Raw genomic sequence first — 18,474 nt, forward strand, 5'->3', positions numbered from 1 at the left:
AATGAGTGTCCTAATACAAGTGCGTATTGCTATATATCAAAAAAAACATCAAATAGAAGTAAAACTATTACAGTATATAGGTTTAAGGCTGTTTTAAATTATAAATGTCTAAGTTTTGTTAAGCCATTCATAGCAATTATCAATTAGCAATTAGCAAAAGTGGAGTGAAGCAAATGCTAAGTCAAATCTCAGAAAGCAAGATGCATTGCTTGAGATGGATGCTAGTCATTGGTTGGTTAATCTTAATTCTTTCGTTATTTTACGATCCCATCTCTGTTCATCTTACTAATCCCGAACATATCTGGAGTCCTTTGAGCGATCGCATTGTCAGTTTAGCAGATGATCCTAATACATGTATCAGGATACAGGACGAATGTTTGCCAGAGCAGCCTTATCCTATAGGAGCTAGAATTTTTTGGGGGATGATTGTTCCCAGTGCCATTATGCTCGTCTTTGTCTTCGGTCATGAAACTTGGCGACGAATTTGTCCTCTCTACTTTCTCTCTCAGATTCCTCGCGCCTTAGGATTACAATCCAAGTTGAAGATTGAAAATAATCAATGGTTACAACGCAACCATCTCTACTTACAATTTAGTCTTTTATTTATTGGCTTAAATTGTCGCATTCTGTTGATTAATTCTGCTCGTTCTGTCTTCGGTTTATTTCTGATTCTAACCATCATCTCAGCAATGGCAGTAGTTTATCTTTATGGGGGCAGAAGTTGGTGCCACTATGTATGTCCTTTTGGCATAGTGCAAATGGTTTTTACTGGACCAAGGGGATTGTTAGGCAGTGAAGCACATAAATCTCCTCCTGGCAGTATTACTCAATCTATGTGCAGAATAGTTGAGCCAACTACAGGTGAAGTGAAAGCAGCTTGTATTAGTTGCAAATCCCCTTGTTTTGATATAGATGCAGAAAAAGCTTATTGGGAACAACTGACTAAACCAGGACGCAAGTTAGTGCAATATGGTTATCTGGGATTGGTATGGGGATACTTTATTTACTACTGGTTATATGCAGGTAACTTCAACTATTACTTCTCTGGTGCCTGGACTCATGAAGAAAATCAGTTGGCTACTTTATTTAAGCCTGGTTTTTATTTATTTAATCGGGGGATTGCTATTCCTAAATTGATTGCTACTCCTTTAACTCTAGGATTTTGTATAGTTATCAGTTGCCTCCTTTGTAGCCAATTAGAACAAACTTATAGAAACCAGAGCCAAAAGTACCAGCTCGCCGTTGCTCAAGAACAGGTATTACATCGAGTCTTTTCAGTTTGTACCTTTGTGGCGTTCAATTCCTTTTTTATCTATGGTGGTCGTCCAGAAATCTTACGCTTACCTTTGATCGTACAACTAATGTTTAACGCTTTGGTGGTTCTTGTAAGTAGCTTCTGGCTATATCGAACTTGGGTTCGTAGCTTACAGCAATATAAACGAGAAAGTATTGCCGATAAGCTCCGCCGTCAATTGAAAAAGCTACCTCTAGATTTTAGACAAATTCTTGGTCATAGTTCCCTTGATCGACTTAAACCAGAGCAACTAGAGGTTTTAGCTCAGGCTCTGCCTCAGGCTACTCAACAAGATCGTGTACGAGTTTATCAGGGTGTTCTTCAGGAAACCTTAGCCAGTGGCAATATTCAACCTGCTAATAGTCTGCTATTTTTGCAGCAGTTGCGCCAACAATTAAAGATTTCCGAAGCAGAACACTATCAGATTTTGGGGGAATTAGGTCTGGAAACTTCTAGTTTACTAGATTCTCATCAAAATTTTACTCCAGAAAATTATCTGAGAATCGAGAGTTATCGTCTTGAATTAGCATCTCTGTTTTCGGTATTGGTTGAAAGTGGCAAGCCTTTCCCAGAGGCATTAGAACAGCAGCGTCAACAACTTCTGATCCTGCAAAAACGATATCAGATTAGCAAAGCTGAAAATCGCCAAATTTTGGTAGACATGTGGGAACAACTGCATGCCATTGCCGAATCTCTACTAGCTTCATTGCAACTAGAATCTTCTCACTATCAAATTCTGAGTAATCATATATCTCAACCGCAAGCACCAGTATTTGCAGTTTTACGCTCGCTAATTCAACAAAAACAACAGCTGCTTACGATCCAAATCCTTGATTTACTAATACTCATGGGAGAAGAGCAGGCTACGCTTCAGTTAGCCAAACGCACTGGTATCTTATCCCACAAGATACTACCAAAATTGCTCTATTCAAAATCAGAGCAATGGCAGAAGCGTTTAAGTCCTTCTCTTTTCCAACAACTGCAACCAGACCAAGGATTAACATCTCAATCAGCGACTATTCAACCGCATCAAGATTTATCTAAGTCTGATACTCAAATCATTAGCAAAATATCTGTGGATTCAGAAAGTGCAGAAATATTAACTGATTTACTCCTGCAACTTCTACAAGATACCAATCCTGTAATTCAAGCTGCTAGTCTCTATGCTCTAGTTCAGCTTAATTATCAACAAGGTAGCGAACAGGCCAAACGTCTAATTGCTAGGTCAAAACTAGATGATTTAGTTAGAGAAACTGCCACGGTACTACTCGATCAATCTCAATCATCTGTCTCTATATTAAATAAGATTATCAGTTTATCTCAATCAGGAGTCAATCACTTGGCTCCCAGTCAAAAGTCAAAAGTCAAAAGTCAAAAGTTAGGAGTTCAGGAGTTCAGGAGTCAAGGGTTAAAAAAATGACAGAAATCTTATTAGTTAACTCTAAACAACCCCATCAAACTCAAACTATTAATTTAGAGCCGAAAAAGATGTTTAATGGAGAGTGCTTAATCGGGAGAGATAAACGTTGTTGCGTAGTGCTCAAAGATCCTCTCGTCAGTAGAATTCACGGCAAAATTGTCTATAAAGATGATAATTACTATTATGTAGATCTTGGTAGTTGCAATAGTTCTAACTTGAATAATCAAGCAATCAAGGTTAACCAAAATTATTGCTTAAAACCTTCTGATTCTATTGAAATTAGTCCTTACATTCTTTGGATTAAATCCTTGCCAACATTAAAGCCCAACCTGAGTAATACCTCCACTAGTTTGTCTCCTCGTCAGTATATGCCTCTAGGAGTAATCGAACCTCAGAAAATTTCTCGTTGGTCTGAAGGGGAACTAACTGTTTACTGTCAGCAAATTATTGATGAGACTGAAGATGTTAAAACTTTTAGCTTGATCGCCGATCCACCTAGATTATTTACCTACAAACCAGGACAATTTGTCACTCTGGATCTATCCATCAATGGTCACAAAGTTAGACGTTCTTATTCACTCTCTTCTAGTCCTTCTCGTCCCCATACTTTACAAATTACTGTCAAAAAAGTTCCACCATCTTCAGGTTATCCCCCAGGTTTGGTGAGCAATTGGTTACACGAGCATTTACAAGTGGGAACTCAGCTGAAATTAAGAGGACCAATGGGAGATTTTACTTGTTTTGAGCATCCTGCTCCCAAATTCTTATTTATCTCTGCTGGCAGTGGTATTACACCAATGATGTCTATGTCTCGCTGGCTTTGTGACACTCTTTCAAAGGTGAATATTGTGTTTATTCACAGTGCTCGCACTGCCGATGATATTATTTTTCGGCAAGAGTTAGAGTTGATGGCAGCTAGGCATCCTAATTTTAAACTAGCAATTACGACTACTCGCTCAGAAGCAGGACAAGCTTGGCTTGGTTATACTGGTAAGCTCAATAAGTCTATGTTAACAGCGATCACCCCTGATTTTGGCGATCGCCATATATATGTTTGTGGTCCTTGTTCTTTCATGGAAGCAGTCAAATCTATCTGCGAAGATTTAAAGTTTCCCATGAAGAATTACTATCAAGAAAGCTTTGGCTTACCAAAAACAAAAAACCAACCCACCCAGTTACAAAATGTCCCCCCAACATTACTAAAAAAAGATGTAGTATTTAATAGCAATGTTTCTGTTAATTTCCGCTTGCTGGAACTACTCAATAAATTTCCCGTCCGACCTGACTCTGCCCAACCAGTGAGCACAAACCCTCAGTACCAACAATCCTGGTCCGAGACAGACACGAGACATACTAGCGAGAAAGGTAAGGGGAACGACTGTGTTTTATCTCAATCTACCCCAACAGCTGTAGTCTTCTCTAAGTCGGGACAGGAGTTAGTTTGCGATGGGGAAGAAACTATTCTAGATGTGGCACAAGAACAGGGAATCAAGCTTCCTTATGGTTGTGGGATGGGTGTTTGTGGCAAATGTCAAATTCGCAAATTATCGGGGGAAGTTGCTTATGAACAGGAACCAAAATGTGAGCCTGGAAATATCTTGACTTGTATTGCTAAACCTGTAGGACGAGTTGTAGTTGAAGCTTAAGCTCGGCTTGCTTGAGATGCGGTCAAAAGTATTTGGTTATCAATCAGGATTACTTTTGACTACAAATTAATTTCTTATAATCGCTCAAAACGCCGGAGTGTCAAAAAAGATGGAGTTCACTACAAAAGCCGAATGATATACTAATAGATCCTCCGCAAGTCCAGAAGCAAAAACATACATAATGGCTGACCAGAAATCAGGGATCAAGATAATTAGTGATAATCGTCAGGCTCGCTATCTATACGAAATACTAGAAACTTACGAAGCAGGAATTGAATTAGTTGGCACAGAAGTCAAATCAATTAGAGCAGGAAAAGTAAACCTGAGAGATGGCTATGCATTTATTCGTAATGGTGAAGCCTGGTTAAGCAATGTTCATATCTCTCCCTATCAAGCAGGAGGAAGCTACTTTAACCACGAAGCGCGTCGTGTTCGTAAATTACTGCTCCACAAAAAGGAGATTAATAAGCTCATTGGACAAACAGAGCAAAAGGGGCTAACTCTCGTTCCTCTAAAAATGTATTTTAAAAAAGGAAGAGTCAAAATTGCTATCGGCTTAGGTAGAGGTAAAAAGCTTCATGACAAGCGAGAAACTGTGAAAAAACGCGACGATCAAAGAGCTATGGCAAGAGCTATGAAACGAGATTAGTCAATATAAAATTGATACTAAATCTGTTTCATAGTAGGTTACTTAAGTAATGAGTAATGAGTAATGAGTATTAGTTGAAGAAAGTTTGCTAGAGAAACTAAACGCTACTTTCACTTAGCCGATTTAGTGTGACAACGGACAGTAAACAATTACAACCAATCTCGAACAAGTTAGACCCAAAATTTTCCCAACTCCTAATTCCGAACTCCGAACTCCGAACTCACTTAAAATTTTATAGTCTAAAACTAGGTAACATTTCACTCTTAATATCGTCGTAGAAGCTGGCAATAATCGCTAATACTAGCCACCAAATAGTGTTGATTTGGGGACGATACCAAACTGTATCAACAAAGCCATGAAAAGCTAAGGCAGCAGTAGCAGCGATCGCACCCAGGAGATAAAACCCCCGTTTACTTTTACTTTGGCGTAATCGAGCAAGCTGACGCATACCATGATTGAAAGTCACGGCTATTAGCCAGAGAAAGCAACCAAAGCCAATATATCCCATTTCCACTATGTGTTCTAAATATACTGAATATGCGCTTAGGGCAGGATAGCGTGAGTTCATGTAGCGGGGATAAATTTGATTGAAGGCATCATTACCAGGTCCAATGCCAATAAGGGGATAATCTTTGATGATCTTGAAACAGGCTTCCCAGACATTGATCCGAAAGTTATTACTACTGTCTTCCCGACCTGCAAAAATACTCATCAATCTTAGGCGTAGAGGTTCTAAAGAGATAAACGCCACTAATAAGAGTCCTGCTAAACTACCGAATACTAAAGGTAAAAGCCAAACCCGCCAAAAGCGAGGTAAATATTCACGCCACCAATAATATAAAAGTAAAAGCAACACTCCCACTAACACTGCCATGGCTAACCAAGCCCCACGACTATCAGTAAAGTACAAACAGGCAGAATTCATCATCACCATAATTGCTGCCAAGGTTTTTTGAATCCAACCACGCCAGACAAAAACTGCTGCTACGCTTAAAGCGATCGCTGGTAATAGGTAGCCTCCTAATAAATTAGGATTCCCTAAATAACTATAGACTCTCGTATCGTTTGCCAAAGCAGAATTGGGGTCGTTCCAAGTAGCTAACTGTTGTACCCCAAAAAACTCTTGACGAACACCATAAGAGCTAACTATTAAAGCCACCATTAAAAAACTAGTAATAATCCAATTACACAACTTTGGCGATCGCATGATCTTGGCAGCCAAAGCGAATAAAACTAGATACAAAGTTAAAGTTATCCAACCATTTAAGGCAGCAGATTTAACTGGAGAAAATGCTGTGGCGATCGTGGCAACACACCAATACAAAAAAACTAAAATATGAATGGGAGTTATGGCTAATCTTTCTGAAGCTGAAATGATAGTTAAGAACCAGAATGCTGTTATGGCAATCAGCAATACACCAATCAAGGCTGTAGAAACAAAAGGTGCCAGCAAAAAAACCAAGCTAATTAGACAAGCTCCAATTACCTCGGACCATTGAAATAACCAACTTGCCTGTTGCCAGTTAGATAACCAACCAACTAATCGATAAAAAAAGCTACTTTTCGGCCACTGCTTTAATTGTGGCTCTGAGAGCATGATAGTTGACCAAACTGATTTCATGGATGGGATGACATGTGCTTAATTAATCACTACTATCCTATATCCTATTCTTCTTCCGAATGAGCTTTTGGCAATTGCAGTACATAACGATAGCTAGAATTTGGAGAACCTTGAACTACTACTTGACCTTCATGTAGTTCGGTTAAATGACAACAAAAAAGTAATCCCAAAATGTCACGGGGAATTTTATTTGTCTCTTTATCTAGAGTGTCTCCTTGATCGATGAGCATCATCAAAGAAGAGGAAGTTAACACCTGATGATTACTCAGAGAAATATCGCTCATTCCGGCATTAAAACTATTGTGATGGTGACTATTGGAATCAGCTTGACTCAAGGTTAAGGCTTTAGTAATTGCCTGGGAATGAAGATTTACTTCAGCAAAACCTTCTCCTAACCAAGGGTGAGAAACCCCGACCGCAATATTCAAAGCTTTATTTCGTCTTGAAACATGAACCTTTATTTCACCTCCAGCTTCCGACATCTCCAAAACGCTAGTAATTAGATAATAAAGAGCTTGCTTAACTTTTTCTTTATCCAAAGACCAAATTCGATTTCCTGGCTCAATCGAAAGATGCAATATCTGCTGATGCTGTTTAGCAGTATCCATCAAGCTATTAATTACCTGCTGGCAAAGCATTTCAATATCTACAGAAGCATAATGAACTGTCGTATCCTGTTCATTTAAAACTCCTAAGCTAACAATTTCGTCAACTAACGAAATTAAATTTTGACCACTATCGTGAATAATTTCTAGATATTCTCTTTGTTTGAGAGTTAATGGACCATAAACTTCTCTATGTAATACACTAGCCATGCCAATTACAGAAGTAAGAGGTGTTCTCAACTCTTGAGTCAATTGTGACAGTAACTTAATTTTAATCGGATTAGCAGTAGCAATGGTGTAATCTGAATTTTGCTCAATCGTTCTCTGTGTACTAGTCTGTTCAATTAGTGTTGATTTAGATCCATTGTCTGCGGCTAATCTCGGTAAGCTAGAACTCAGGTCTCTATTTAAAATCAGACTATTAGTATTTTGCCACTCGGGCTTTTTAGAATTTGCTGTAGATATTTCTGGTAGGGTTTTGAGCATTTGATTGCGTTCAAATTCTCCTAGGCACCAACGAGCTAGCAAAGCCAAATGCTCTACATCACGATCGTGAAATTGTCTCGTTTCCCAATCCATGACTTCCAAAGTTCCAATACACAACCCGGCAGAAGTGATTAAGGGAACTCCTAAATAGGCTCTAATGCCATAATGCTGGGTTAAAACACTATTGGCAAAAACAGCATCACTTAAAGTATTGTCAATAACCAGTGGCTGTTCACTATCGATTACGTAATTACTAAAAGACTCGTTCAAAGTAATTGTTCTCTGAGCCGCTAGCTGGTTCATTAAACCGGTCGTTGATAGACCCACTGCTGACTTAAACCACAGCTCATCTTCCACAACTAAGCCCAAAATACATATTGGCGCGCCAGAAAAAGACGCGGCTTTTTGAGTCGCCTCTTCAAAAATGGGAACTGCTTCAGATACTAATAAACCTAGTTTACAAAGAGCTGATAACCTTGCTTGCTCCCTCGCTGAAGGAGTAAGACCGTCCAAACGGCAAAAAAGTCTGTTTTTTGGTTTAGTCATATTGTTGACTCGTAACCCTAAATCTACTGATTGCACTTGTATTACTGAATTTTAATAAGAGTTATTGTATGTGGCTTTTCAAATCATTCGGTTCCAATATCTCTGAAGAGACTTCGACCAGAATTAAGCCTGATAAGTTTTAGCCAGCTGTCTGGCAGATCAATTTTGATCTGCATTACCAGATTAAAATTTTGAACCTTATATATTCAGGATTAATTTAGGTATGGAATATACTGCTCCATCATGGGGAAAAACTCAATAAATTTGAAAATTCGCTCATATTTTGATAGCAGAATGACAAAAAGCATTAATATTAGATTGCTAATTATGTCTCATAAATCATTTTTTCTGGCGACAGAAATACAATTTAAGCACTTCTTAGCTGACTATTTTTAAAGTTCCCGAAAAACTCTCTGAACGAACATTTTAAGCAGAAATTCCGAAAATAATGATATTTGAATACCAAAAACCTCTTTGATTCATTTGATGTTCAAGCCAGCAGATAGAATCAGACCTTGCTATGTTTAGATTTTGAAGTCTCAATTCCTATTCAGATTACTAGTAAATATTAAAGAGCTTTCAATTTGTTTGTGACCAAGCCGGATGAGCAAAAATGGCATCGATAACTCTTACCCCCCGTAACTGATTAGATAAGGGAAGATGACCCTTAGGAGCCGTTAAATCCCAGGTAAACTCTTTCGGATAACGAGTCCAAGAATTTCCAGCTTTCCAACCGATCTTAGTCCACAGTTTGGAGAAATCTTTACCTACAGATAGCCAAATTCGCCTTTGTACCGAAAAGCCAAATTTTCCTTCTGAATGCATTAGCCACAGCTTATCTAAGGTAAGAAGATCTTCAATGGGAAAACTTTCTACCTCAGTAAAATAAATCCACTTTCGTTCAATTGCCGCTGAACCCGCCAATTCACAAAGTTTCTGTAAAGTCACAATATCTGCTCTCTGAAAATCTTGCTGAGCAAGTAGCTCTTGTAAAGGTCGATAATCAACATTATGCTCTGATTTTAGGGATACGACACCATGAGGAAAATTGCTGGCTAAGAACTCCTGAGTTCTCCTATTTTTGTCGAGATAAAGGGTTTGATATGCCTGACCTAAAGCCAGATTATCAGATTCTTTTCCTAAAGAAATCATCCAATCCATTAGTGTTTCCAAACCAGCTTCCCCTTCTTTTAACAACTGGGGAATTAGTTTTGATTGGTTTTTTTCGGATTCGGAATATATGGGGTGATTTAGACCGCTAATATCTTTCATAAAAATTCTTTCCTCTAGCGGTTAGTCTGCCACTATAAAAAATCTAGGGGTGCAGAGTAAGCCTTATACAAAAACTTTTTCGTTTTATTTTTGAGTGTTTATACTCAGTTGATCCTAAGCAAATAATATCATGGTTTGGCTCTTGCCACAGTCTAAAGTTATTGTCGAATCACTATTCATTGTGCTTACTTGCTTAACTTTGTTCATTTTGCAGCTAGTTAGCGAAGAGTTTATTTAGATTCTACTTTTTCATAACCCTGCTCATAAGCGAAACGAACTAACTGGGTGCGATTACTTAAATTAAGTTTATTCAAAATATTACTGAGATGTGTTTGAACAGTACGAGGACTAATAAACAAACGCTCACTAATCTGCTTATTGGTAAATCCTTGAATGGTTTCCCAAAAGACTCTTTCTTCTGCTGGAGTTAAAGGTAAAGGTTCTGGTGCAGTCGATTGCTCAGTATTTGATGTTTTTTCTCTAGTATTATCTTGTGGCTCGAAGTTATCTTTAACAGTGTTGAGAATATTGGTGGATTGAGCACTTACTAATTGTTCAATTAAATGGACAATCTCTGCATGCACTCGACGAGAACGCTCGATCAATGCCTCAATATTAGCCAGTAATTCCTTCATTTCAAAAGGTTTGACTAGATAATTATCTGCACCAATGGAATGCCCTTGAATTCGGTAATCTAGCTCATCTTTAGCTGACAGAAAAATGAAAGGAATCAGTTTTCCCGAAGGTTGCGATCGCAATTGGCGACAAAATTCAAAGCCATTCATTTCCGGCATGGAAACATCAGACACAATGATATCTGGTACATCTTGACTGAATTTTTTTAACGCCTCTTTGGCTGAGCTGACCGAAATTACTTGATATCCTCTTTGCTCTAAGGAATTTTGCAATACCTTTCGCAAAATGAGGTCATCGTCTACTACCAATATTTTCTTCATACTTTGTATTATTTAAGTAGGAAATTAAGTCGTGTATTCTTTATTTATATATACTGAATTACTGCCACTTGTCTTTATTTTGTTAGCGTAATCTATTATTCAGCTTTGACAGGAGAATAAAAAATTTGACATATTTTTGGCAAATTTCTAAAAACCAGTATAATCAGTAGCTTTTAAAAAGTTGCACTAGGAGTTAACATTTACAGTTTTAAGGGTTATTTAAGATAGTCTTTTTATTTTATGGTTATTTATTGAAGAATACAAAATAGATAATCTTGCTACTGTCAATTGAGGGGGATTTAATTGTACTGTAGCTATATTCTATTTTTTCTGGATCCAAATTATATATTTTATGTACGAAAAACTCACCCCGCCAACCGCCGGCTCTAAAATAACTTTTCAAGATGGTAAGCCTATTGTTCCCCACGATCCAATTATTCCCTTTATTCGTGGAGACGGTACGGGGGTTGATATTTGGCCTGCCACCGAAACCGTTATTAATGCTGCGGTAAAAGCTGCTTACGGCGAACAGCGTAAAATTCATTGGTTCAAAGTATATGCGGGAGATGAAGCCTGCGATCAATACGGTACTTATCAGTATCTTCCACAGGATACTTTAGATGCGATTAAAGAATATGGAATAGCAATCAAAGGACCTCTAACTACTCCGGTGGGTGGGGGAATTCGCTCTCTGAATGTGGCTTTGCGCCAAATATTTCAACTTTATGCTTGTGTACGTCCTTGTCGTTATTATCAAGGAACCCCATCTCCTCACAAATATCCTGAAAAGCTGGAAGTAATTATCTATCGCGAAAATACTGAAGATATTTATTTGGGAATTGAATGGAAACAGGGAGATGAAATTGGCGGTAAGTTAATTAATTTACTCAATCAAGAGTTAATTCCCAGTACTCCTGAACATGGCAATAAACAAATTCCTTTAGATGCAGGAATTGGGATTAAGCCTATTAGTAAAACGGGATCTCAACGCTTAATTAGAAGAGCAATTCAGCATGCCTTGCGACTTCCCTCAAACAAACAGCAAGTCACCTTGGTACACAAAGGAAATATAATGAAATACACCGAAGGTGCTTTTCGTGATTGGGGTTATGAATTGGCTACTACAGAATTTCGTAGTGATTGTATTACCGAACGAGAATCTTGGATTTTAAGTAATAAAGAAGCTAATCCCCAAATTACTTTAGAAGAAAATGCTCGTCAGCTAGAACCTGGATATGATGCTTTAACCTCGGAAAAACAGCAAAAAATATGTCAGGAAGTTCAAGCGGTGCTAGACGAAATTTGGGAGACTCATGGCGAGGGTAAATGGAAAAATAAGGTAATGATCAACGATCGCATTGCGGATAGTATTTTTCAGCAAATTCAAACTCGCCCTAATGAATATTCCATTCTTGCTACGATGAACTTAAACGGTGACTATATTTCTGATGCTGCCGCAGCAATTGTAGGTGGTTTAGGCATGAGTCCTGGAGCTAACATTGGTGATAATTGCGCTATATTTGAGGCTACTCACGGTACTGCTCCGAAACACGCGGGTTTAGATCGGATTAATCCTGGCTCGGTTATTCTCTCTGGCGTAATGATGTTAGAGTTTATGGGATGGCAGGAGGCTGCTGATTTAATTCAAACTGGCTTGGCTAAGGCGATCGCTAACCGCGAAGTAACCTATGATTTAGCCAGATTAATGGATCCTCCCGTAGATCCCCCACTCAAATGCTCTGAGTTTGCTCAAGCAATTATTAAACACTTTGCTTGAAAAAGTCCAGCATTTATAGCGGTTAATACTCTACTAACAGAGTTGTTTTCAGTATTGTATTAACCAAATTTAAAAGTTATTCAAGATCGAGAAGCTTAATTGTTAATCATGTTTTATGCAAAATGTTTTATGCAAAATCCTTTGATATAGTCTTGTATATCGGTTATCAATAAGTAGAATCAAACTATTATATTGTTAATAATTTCCCATTTCTTCGCCCAGTTAAACTTATTCAATTGCCCAATCTTATGTCTGATGAGCTAATAGGCGGACGCTACCGAGTTATCGATTGTCTGAGAACTACAGGCTTTTGTGAAACTTATGTAGCAGAGGACACCCATCTTCCTGGAGATCCTCACCCCCGTTGTGTAGTCAAAAAACTACAACCTCAATCCAACGAAGATTTTGTTTTGGAAACTGCTAGAAGACTATTTGACAGTGAGGCTAAAGTACTTTACAAGCTTAACGATCACCGGCAAATTCCTCGTCTGTTAGCGCATTTGGAAGTAAACGAAGAATTTTATTTGGTACAAGAATATATTGAGGGCAAAGATCTGAGCCAAACCGAAATTGTTCCTGGCAATCGTTGGTCAGAACATCGAGTACGGGATTTTTTAATTGAAGTATTAGAAATACTATCCTTTGTCCATCAAAATAATGTAATTCATCGAGATATTAAGCCTTCTAATTTAATTCGTCGTGCTGCTGATGGCAAGATTTTTTTAATTGATTTTGGTGCGGTTAAAGAAATTACTAATATGACTCTCACCGAAGGTCAGGGGAATGTGTTGACCGTGGCTATTGGTACTCCTGGTTATATGGCTAGTGAACAACAAAGAGGAGACCCACGCTTTAATAGTGATATTTATGCTTTGGGCGTAACTGCTATCCAGGCTCTGACTGGGTTCCATCCTGACCAACTACCCCGCGATCGCGATACTGGGGAAATTAGATGGCGTGAACACGTTCCTGAATGTAGTGAGGAATTAGCTCGCATCCTCGATAAAATGGTACGGAATGATTTTCTCCAGCGTTATAAAAATGCTAGTGAAGCTCTAGATGATATTCGCAAACCAATAGACATAGGTAATAACCGATATCCAGCACCAACGGAAAAAAACCCTGTCGGCACACCTGCGAACACTCCCGTCAAGTCCTCAGGTACTAAACGACTATTGTTTTTTGTAGTACTACCATTGACTCTAGGCTTGCTATTTCTCAGTCCTGTAGTCTGGAGAAAATTACAAGCCTTGAAATATTACAATGAGGGCAACTCGCTGATTGAAGCGGGAGAATTCGAGCAGGCAATATCAGCCTTTGACAATGCAGTAACTAATTATAGTAAATTTGCTCCAGCTTGGACCAATAAAGGATACGCTCAGGGAAAACTAGGCAAACATTTGGAAAAGTTTTCATCTTGTGTTCAAGCTACTAATGTTGACCCTGAATTTCCTGAAGCTTGGAATTGTAGGGGTCTAGCGCGATTTGATCTGAAACAATATGAAAGGGCATTACAAGAATATAATCAAGCGATCGCCGTAGATGCCGAATATTATCGTGGTTGGCTGAATAAAGGAGAAGTGCTGTTGAAATTAGGTCAACCTAGGGAAGCGATTGATGCTACTAGGCAAGTACTTAAAACCAAACCGGATTACTTTTTAGCCTGGACTCAGCTATGTCAAGCTTTATATGAGTTGGAGCAATACCAAGATGCGAAAGCTCACTGCGAAGAATCCCTAAAACTCAAGCCAGATTACTCCCCTACATCTACTCTATTACAAAAAGTAGAGCAAAAACTGCAGTAATAAAAATAGCTTAAAATTTACACGGATATATCTTCGCAGTTCAATGTGCTGAAACAGCATTACTTACCAAAAAACTTAGTGTTTAAGCCTAGCAATTGCCAAAAATTTACTTGATAAGAGGTTGATTGTACTCCTCTATCTTGGTAAACTTCTTTGTCTGTTTGTAGGCTTTGATCGAGAATAGCGGTGACAACGTCATTGGCAACAATTGCCGGTTGTTCAGCTGCTCCCAAGGTAAGCAAGACTTTACTACATTCTGGTCCACCTGCTGTATTGGCACAAATGACAGGCAATCCAGCTTGCTCAGTACCAATAAAACTGATTTGGCTTAGGTCATAACCTTGGGCAGAGTAGTCTTCCAACTTCTCCGAAACACTATTACACAGTTGTTGCGGACTAGAAGATGACTTCAACGATAGTGCTTCATCATTCCAATGAAAGATCGGTAGTTTCTCTTCGCTTCCTACAGGTTGTGCCACGGTGGTAGGAACACCTTCGGTAACTTGACAAGAAAAATTAAGTTGAGGAGTATCGGAGGAATCCGCCATCGCAGGAGATGTTCCTAAAGTGATCGCTCCTGTTACCAACAGTGCCGATAAATACTTTGTTTTCATAATAAAGATTAAGTCTCCCAAATGTAAAAAAACGTCAGCTATTATTAAACAATACTGATATCTTTTTAATACATACGCCTCAATCTTAAAACATAAGCAATCGTCTCTTGATTAGTTAGATATCTAAGTTAATCTAAATAAATTGTTGTTTAAGATTCAGATTCATTGCCCAATAGGGGTTTTGAGTTCACAAGCGCACTACTAGTAGTATAGAAAATATACTTTACAAAATCAAATAGTTAAGTTATGGATTAGGTTAAGTTTACAGAATATTTATACTTACTGTACTGAATTAGCTTGGGAAAACCTTTTCTATTGATAGTATATTTCTTTTAAGTTCCTCTGTTTATGCTTGAATACAACCTATGACGACAAATCTTCTAGAAGTTAAAGATGTCCATGCAGGCTATATTAAAGACCTCAACATACTACAGGGAATTAACTTTCGCATCGCTCCTGGAGAATTGGTAGCGGTAATTGGTCCTAATGGAGCCGGCAAATCTACCTTAGCCAAAACTATTTTTGGTTTACTGACTCCTCAAAAGGGAGAAATTATTTTTAAAGGCAAAAATATTACTAGACTCAAGCCGGACAAAATTGTCAGACAAGGGATGTGTTATGTTCCTCAGATAACTAATGTTTTTGCTTCTTTATCTGTGGAAGAAAACCTAGAAATGGGAGCGTTCATTCGTACTGGATCGCTTAAGTCTCTTAAAAACACCATCTATAATATGTTTCCCAGACTAGGTTCTCGTCGCAGCCAAAAAGCAGGAACTTTATCAGGGGGAGAGCGACAAATGTTGGCAATGGGAAAAGCTTTGATGCTAGAACCAGATTTATTGCTATTAGATGAACCCTCAGCAGCTTTATCTCCAATTTTAGTCACCTCTGTATTAGAGCAGGTAAAAACAATAAATAAGACAGGAACAGCAATCGTACTGGTAGAGCAGAATGCTAAAAAAGCCCTAGCAATGGCAGATCGAGGATATGTCCTCGAAAATGGTCAGGAGCGTTTTGAAGGAACAGGAGCAGATTTGCTCAACGATCCCAAAGTGGGAGAATTATATCTGGGGGCTGCTTTCAAATCAAATTAGATATGAGCAGTTTTCTGCATCAGGATTTACCATAATTAATATATAGTTCGGCAGCAATTGACCAGACTGTGTTGCTTCTTTTAATCTTGTTTATATAGCGCAATAAAAGTTTATATATTTTTGTATCTTTGCTGAGAAATAGCAGATAGTTCCCAGGTATTATAGATTGTGGCTCGCAAGATTTAGCAGCATTTTTATAGATTTTGTTTTGGTAAACTCTAGGAGAAGACATGGATTTTGTAACAAACATTTTCAGCGGTTTAGGCAATATAGATTTTAATGTAATTTTTCAACTACTTTGTGTGGCTTTGATTATGATTTCTGGTCCGGTGGTGATCTTTTTGCTAGCTTTACGCGGTGGCGATCTCTAAAAGTAGCTGTTATTTTATATTTTGAATTTTCAATTTCTACCCTTCTTGCTCAATTGAGGGGTAGGTTTGTCATGTTGCGAAAACAAACGATTGCCTAACTAAACATCAGTATTCTTTACTCTAATCTTACCTGACTTTAATTCTCAAATCTATCTGACCCATGAAGGACAGACCTCAGTTTACCGCTAAAACTAGACAAGAATGGCGTAACTGGCTGAAAGATAATCATGCTAAATCAGAGGGGATTTGGTTAGTTACCTACAAGAAGAATAGTGGAATATCTTATTTACCCTATAACGATATTGTTGAAGAAGCTCTGTGTTTTGGGTGGATCGATAGTTTACCGCGCAAACTTGATGAGCAGCGGACTATGCTTTATGTCTCTCCTAGAAAGGATCAAAGTAATTGGTCTAAAGCAAATAAAGATCGCGTAGCAAAATTACTAAAACAAGGTTTAATGACTCCTCCGGGGATAGAAAAAGTAAACATGGCCAAAGTAGATGGCTCTTGGTCTTTTTTAGATGATGTAGAAGCTCTGATTCTACCTGACGATTTACTCCAGGCGTTAGCTCAAAACCCCATAGCAGAGAAATACTTTACAGCTTTTCCGCCATCAGTTAAAAGAGGTATTTTGGAGTGGATTAAAAACGCTAAACGATTTCCTACCAGGGAAAAAAGAATCTCTAAAACTGTAGAATTAGCAGCCAAAAATGTTCGAGCTAATTTTTAAAATGCGATCGCTTTTTTGAAGCTCACAACATCTGTTTGATCGATAAAATATGAAAGCATTGTCATAAATCAAAAAATATTAGATATGGAAGCGACCAAGGTTCGTACTTCTAAGAATTTCAAGAGACTTCAGGCACGGTTACGGGGATTAGTGGGAAAAGCGATCGCCGATTACCAGATGATCGAAGATGGCGATCGCGTGATGGTTTGCCTGTCGGGAGGAAAAGACTCTTACACAATGCTGGATATGCTGCTCAGTTTACAACGCAAAGCACCAGTAAAATTTGAGCTATTAGCAGTTAATTTAGATCAAAAACAACCAGGTTTTCCAGAACATATCTTACCTGAGTATTTATCCTCTTTAAACGTTCCTTATCGAATAGTGGAACAAGATACATATAGTACAGTTACGAGAGTCATTCCAGAAGGAAAAACCATGTGCGGCTTATGCTCTCGTTTGCGTCGGGGTATTCTCTATCGAGTTGCGGGAGAAGAGAGGATTAATAAGATTGCTTTAGGACATCATCGGGATGATATTGTCGAGACTTTATTTCTCAATATGTTCTATGGTGGACAGCTAAAAGCCATGCCCCCTAAACTTTTGAGCAATGATGAGAAAAATATTGTTATTCGTCCACTAGCATATTGTTCTGAAATCGAAATCCAGAAATATGCCAAAGTACGCAATTTTCCGATTATTCCCTGCAATTTGTGTGGCAGTCAAGAAAACCTACAACGAGTACAAATAAAACAAATGCTTCAAACATGGGAAAGAGAATCTCCTGGCAGAATAAATAGTCTTTTCCATAGTCTGCAAAATGTATCTCCTTCTCACCTAGCAGATTTAGAACTTTTTGATTTCGCTGGTTTGGGTAAAACAATCAATACTTAGGATTCGCTGGAAAGTTTATTGAGCTGGTCTAAATTTTTGATGTACTCAAAGATTTTGGTTGACCCATTTTTTGAGAGCTTTAATTGCTTTATTTCTGCCTTCAGCTTGAGCTTGTTTGACATGGAATTCAATAAGCTCAACGATAGGAATATTCGGAAAATTAGGACTCATTTGTGATTCTAGATAATGGTTTTCCGCTAACAAATTAATTTGAAAACCTTTTCTGGTATAACGCCACAATTCTGAAACTCCTAACAATAAATAATTGTCTAATTTTGTCCTATTGGTTATATCTATTTCTATTGCCAAATCTGGCGGAGGGTCGATACTTAAATCTAATTTATCCTTGCCAATAACAGCTTGATAATTTTTGATATAAAAACAAGCATCAGGTTCGACGGCCTGAGTCATTTGTTCGTTTTTAAATGTTGTCGAACCTAATGGTTCAAAATCAATTTCTAATTTATCTAGTAAAATCCTGACTATTTCCCCTATTATCTCTTTATCTTTTTCATGCTCTGGTAAGGGAACCATTATTTCTAAAACTCCATTGCTGTATGAGATTCTGGAACTACGTTGTTCTCCTAAGTCTGCCAAAATCTCTTCAAAGTCTGGCCAGCTAATATTTTGTAATAATAATTGCTGACCTGGTTTGACAACAATTTTTTCTAGGGCTATTTGCATTACTTGTTAAACA

Annotated in this window: 15 protein-coding genes; 9 read left to right on the plus strand and 6 right to left on the minus strand. The window is 38.1% G+C overall.

Annotated features, from left to right (window positions below; translation table 11 throughout):
* The first annotated feature begins 173 nt into the window (after window positions 1–173).
* From PLEUR7319_RS38485 to smpB, 3 genes are all read left to right on the plus strand, one after another.
* Entirely contained in the window at window positions 174–2,714 is a 2,541-nt protein-coding gene (locus PLEUR7319_RS38485) for a 4Fe-4S binding protein (protein ID WP_144054369.1), read from the plus strand.
* Entirely contained in the window at window positions 2,711–4,360 is a 1,650-nt protein-coding gene (locus PLEUR7319_RS0124250) for an FHA domain-containing protein (protein ID WP_019507821.1), read from the plus strand. The genes PLEUR7319_RS38485 and PLEUR7319_RS0124250 overlap by 4 nt, the downstream gene beginning before the upstream one ends.
* Window positions 4,361–4,541: 181 nt before the next feature.
* On the plus strand, window positions 4,542–5,009 hold the full coding sequence (gene smpB, locus PLEUR7319_RS0124255; protein ID WP_019507822.1) for an SsrA-binding protein SmpB: 468 nt from the start codon (window positions 4,542–4,544) through the stop codon (window positions 5,007–5,009).
* Between the two features lie 232 nt (window positions 5,010–5,241).
* On the opposite strand, the gene PLEUR7319_RS0124260 is transcribed toward smpB, so the two are convergent.
* The 4 genes from PLEUR7319_RS0124260 to PLEUR7319_RS0124280 form a co-directional block, all read right to left on the minus strand.
* Window positions 5,242–6,630 (minus strand): IctB family putative bicarbonate transporter, encoded by a 1,389-nt coding sequence (locus PLEUR7319_RS0124260; RefSeq protein ID WP_019507823.1) that lies wholly within the window; start codon window positions 6,628–6,630, stop codon window positions 5,242–5,244.
* Between the two features lie 44 nt (window positions 6,631–6,674).
* Complete coding sequence (locus tag PLEUR7319_RS0124265; RefSeq protein WP_019507824.1) at window positions 6,675–8,267, minus strand: GAF domain-containing sensor histidine kinase; 1,593 nt, start codon at window positions 8,265–8,267, stop codon at window positions 6,675–6,677.
* Between the two features lie 579 nt (window positions 8,268–8,846).
* Window positions 8,847–9,539: a GUN4 domain-containing protein gene (locus tag PLEUR7319_RS0124270; RefSeq protein ID WP_019507825.1), complete on the minus strand. Its 693-nt coding sequence runs from the start codon at window positions 9,537–9,539 to the stop codon at window positions 8,847–8,849.
* 230 nt (window positions 9,540–9,769) lie between these two features.
* Entirely contained in the window at window positions 9,770–10,495 is a 726-nt protein-coding gene (locus tag PLEUR7319_RS0124280) for a response regulator transcription factor (RefSeq protein ID WP_019507826.1), read from the minus strand.
* A 352-nt stretch (window positions 10,496–10,847) separates the two neighbouring features.
* On the opposite strand from PLEUR7319_RS0124280, the gene PLEUR7319_RS0124285 reads away from it, so the two are divergent.
* The gene (locus tag PLEUR7319_RS0124285; protein ID WP_019507827.1) at window positions 10,848–12,272 is read left to right on the plus strand and encodes an NADP-dependent isocitrate dehydrogenase; all 1,425 of its coding nucleotides are present in this window, start codon (window positions 10,848–10,850) and stop codon (window positions 12,270–12,272) included.
* Window positions 12,273–12,520: 248 nt separating this feature from the next.
* Window positions 12,521–14,077 carry a tetratricopeptide repeat protein gene (locus PLEUR7319_RS0124290; protein ID WP_019507828.1) on the plus strand — a complete coding sequence of 519 codons (1,557 nt, stop codon included), beginning with the start codon at window positions 12,521–12,523 and terminating at the stop codon, window positions 14,075–14,077.
* 59 nt (window positions 14,078–14,136) lie between these two features.
* On the opposite strand, the gene PLEUR7319_RS36555 is transcribed toward PLEUR7319_RS0124290, so the two are convergent.
* Window positions 14,137–14,691, minus strand: coding sequence for a COP23 domain-containing protein (locus PLEUR7319_RS36555; RefSeq protein ID WP_019507829.1), 555 nt, complete (start codon window positions 14,689–14,691; stop codon window positions 14,137–14,139).
* Between the two features lie 365 nt (window positions 14,692–15,056).
* Here PLEUR7319_RS36555 and PLEUR7319_RS0124300 point away from each other — a divergent pair, with 365 nt between their 5' ends.
* The 4 genes from PLEUR7319_RS0124300 (at window position 15,057) to ttcA (ending at window position 17,777) form a co-directional block, all read left to right on the plus strand.
* Window positions 15,057–15,785 (plus strand): ABC transporter ATP-binding protein, encoded by a 729-nt coding sequence (locus tag PLEUR7319_RS0124300; RefSeq protein WP_019507830.1) that lies wholly within the window; start codon window positions 15,057–15,059, stop codon window positions 15,783–15,785.
* A gap of 230 nt (window positions 15,786–16,015) precedes the next feature.
* Window positions 16,016–16,156 carry a photosystem II reaction center protein Ycf12/Psb30 gene (gene psb30, locus PLEUR7319_RS0124310; protein WP_019507832.1) on the plus strand — a complete coding sequence of 47 codons (141 nt, stop codon included), beginning with the start codon at window positions 16,016–16,018 and terminating at the stop codon, window positions 16,154–16,156.
* 160 nt (window positions 16,157–16,316) lie between these two features.
* A complete protein-coding gene (locus PLEUR7319_RS0124315) occupies window positions 16,317–16,886 on the plus strand; it encodes a YdeI family protein (protein WP_019507833.1) in 570 nt (189 codons plus the stop codon).
* Between the two features lie 84 nt (window positions 16,887–16,970).
* Entirely contained in the window at window positions 16,971–17,777 is an 807-nt protein-coding gene (gene ttcA, locus PLEUR7319_RS0124320; protein WP_019507834.1) for a tRNA 2-thiocytidine(32) synthetase TtcA, read from the plus strand.
* A gap of 45 nt (window positions 17,778–17,822) precedes the next feature.
* Here the strand turns inward: ttcA and PLEUR7319_RS0124325 are convergent, their stop codons facing one another.
* Window positions 17,823–18,461 carry a Uma2 family endonuclease gene (locus PLEUR7319_RS0124325; protein WP_019507835.1) on the minus strand — a complete coding sequence of 213 codons (639 nt, stop codon included), beginning with the start codon at window positions 18,459–18,461 and terminating at the stop codon, window positions 17,823–17,825.
* Window positions 18,462–18,474: the final 13 nt, after the last annotated feature.

The sequence above is a fragment of the Pleurocapsa sp. PCC 7319 genome (assembly GCF_000332195.1).
GTDB lineage: Bacteria > Cyanobacteriota > Cyanobacteriia > Cyanobacteriales > Xenococcaceae > Waterburya.

Bases quoted from the DNA above. Each gene is read 5' to 3' on its own strand.
- PLEUR7319_RS38485 (WP_144054369.1), top strand. From the start codon at position 174: ATGCTAAGTCAAATCTCAGAAAGCAAGATGCATTGCTTGAGATGGATG.
- PLEUR7319_RS0124250 (WP_019507821.1), top strand. From the start codon at position 2,711: ATGACAGAAATCTTATTAGTTAACTCTAAACAACCCCATCAAACTCAA.
- smpB (WP_019507822.1), top strand. From the start codon at position 4,542: ATGGCTGACCAGAAATCAGGGATCAAGATAATTAGTGATAATCGTCAG.
- PLEUR7319_RS0124260 (WP_019507823.1), bottom strand. From the start codon at position 6,630: ATGAAATCAGTTTGGTCAACTATCATGCTCTCAGAGCCACAATTAAAG.
- PLEUR7319_RS0124265 (WP_019507824.1), bottom strand. From the start codon at position 8,267: ATGACTAAACCAAAAAACAGACTTTTTTGCCGTTTGGACGGTCTTACT.
- PLEUR7319_RS0124270 (WP_019507825.1), bottom strand. From the start codon at position 9,539: ATGAAAGATATTAGCGGTCTAAATCACCCCATATATTCCGAATCCGAA.
- PLEUR7319_RS0124280 (WP_019507826.1), bottom strand. From the start codon at position 10,495: ATGAAGAAAATATTGGTAGTAGACGATGACCTCATTTTGCGAAAGGTA.
- PLEUR7319_RS0124285 (WP_019507827.1), top strand. From the start codon at position 10,848: ATGTACGAAAAACTCACCCCGCCAACCGCCGGCTCTAAAATAACTTTT.
- PLEUR7319_RS0124290 (WP_019507828.1), top strand. From the start codon at position 12,521: ATGTCTGATGAGCTAATAGGCGGACGCTACCGAGTTATCGATTGTCTG.
- PLEUR7319_RS36555 (WP_019507829.1), bottom strand. From the start codon at position 14,691: ATGAAAACAAAGTATTTATCGGCACTGTTGGTAACAGGAGCGATCACT.
- PLEUR7319_RS0124300 (WP_019507830.1), top strand. From the start codon at position 15,057: ATGACGACAAATCTTCTAGAAGTTAAAGATGTCCATGCAGGCTATATT.
- psb30 (WP_019507832.1), top strand. From the start codon at position 16,016: ATGGATTTTGTAACAAACATTTTCAGCGGTTTAGGCAATATAGATTTT.
- PLEUR7319_RS0124315 (WP_019507833.1), top strand. From the start codon at position 16,317: ATGAAGGACAGACCTCAGTTTACCGCTAAAACTAGACAAGAATGGCGT.
- ttcA (WP_019507834.1), top strand. From the start codon at position 16,971: ATGGAAGCGACCAAGGTTCGTACTTCTAAGAATTTCAAGAGACTTCAG.
- PLEUR7319_RS0124325 (WP_019507835.1), bottom strand. From the start codon at position 18,461: ATGCAAATAGCCCTAGAAAAAATTGTTGTCAAACCAGGTCAGCAATTA.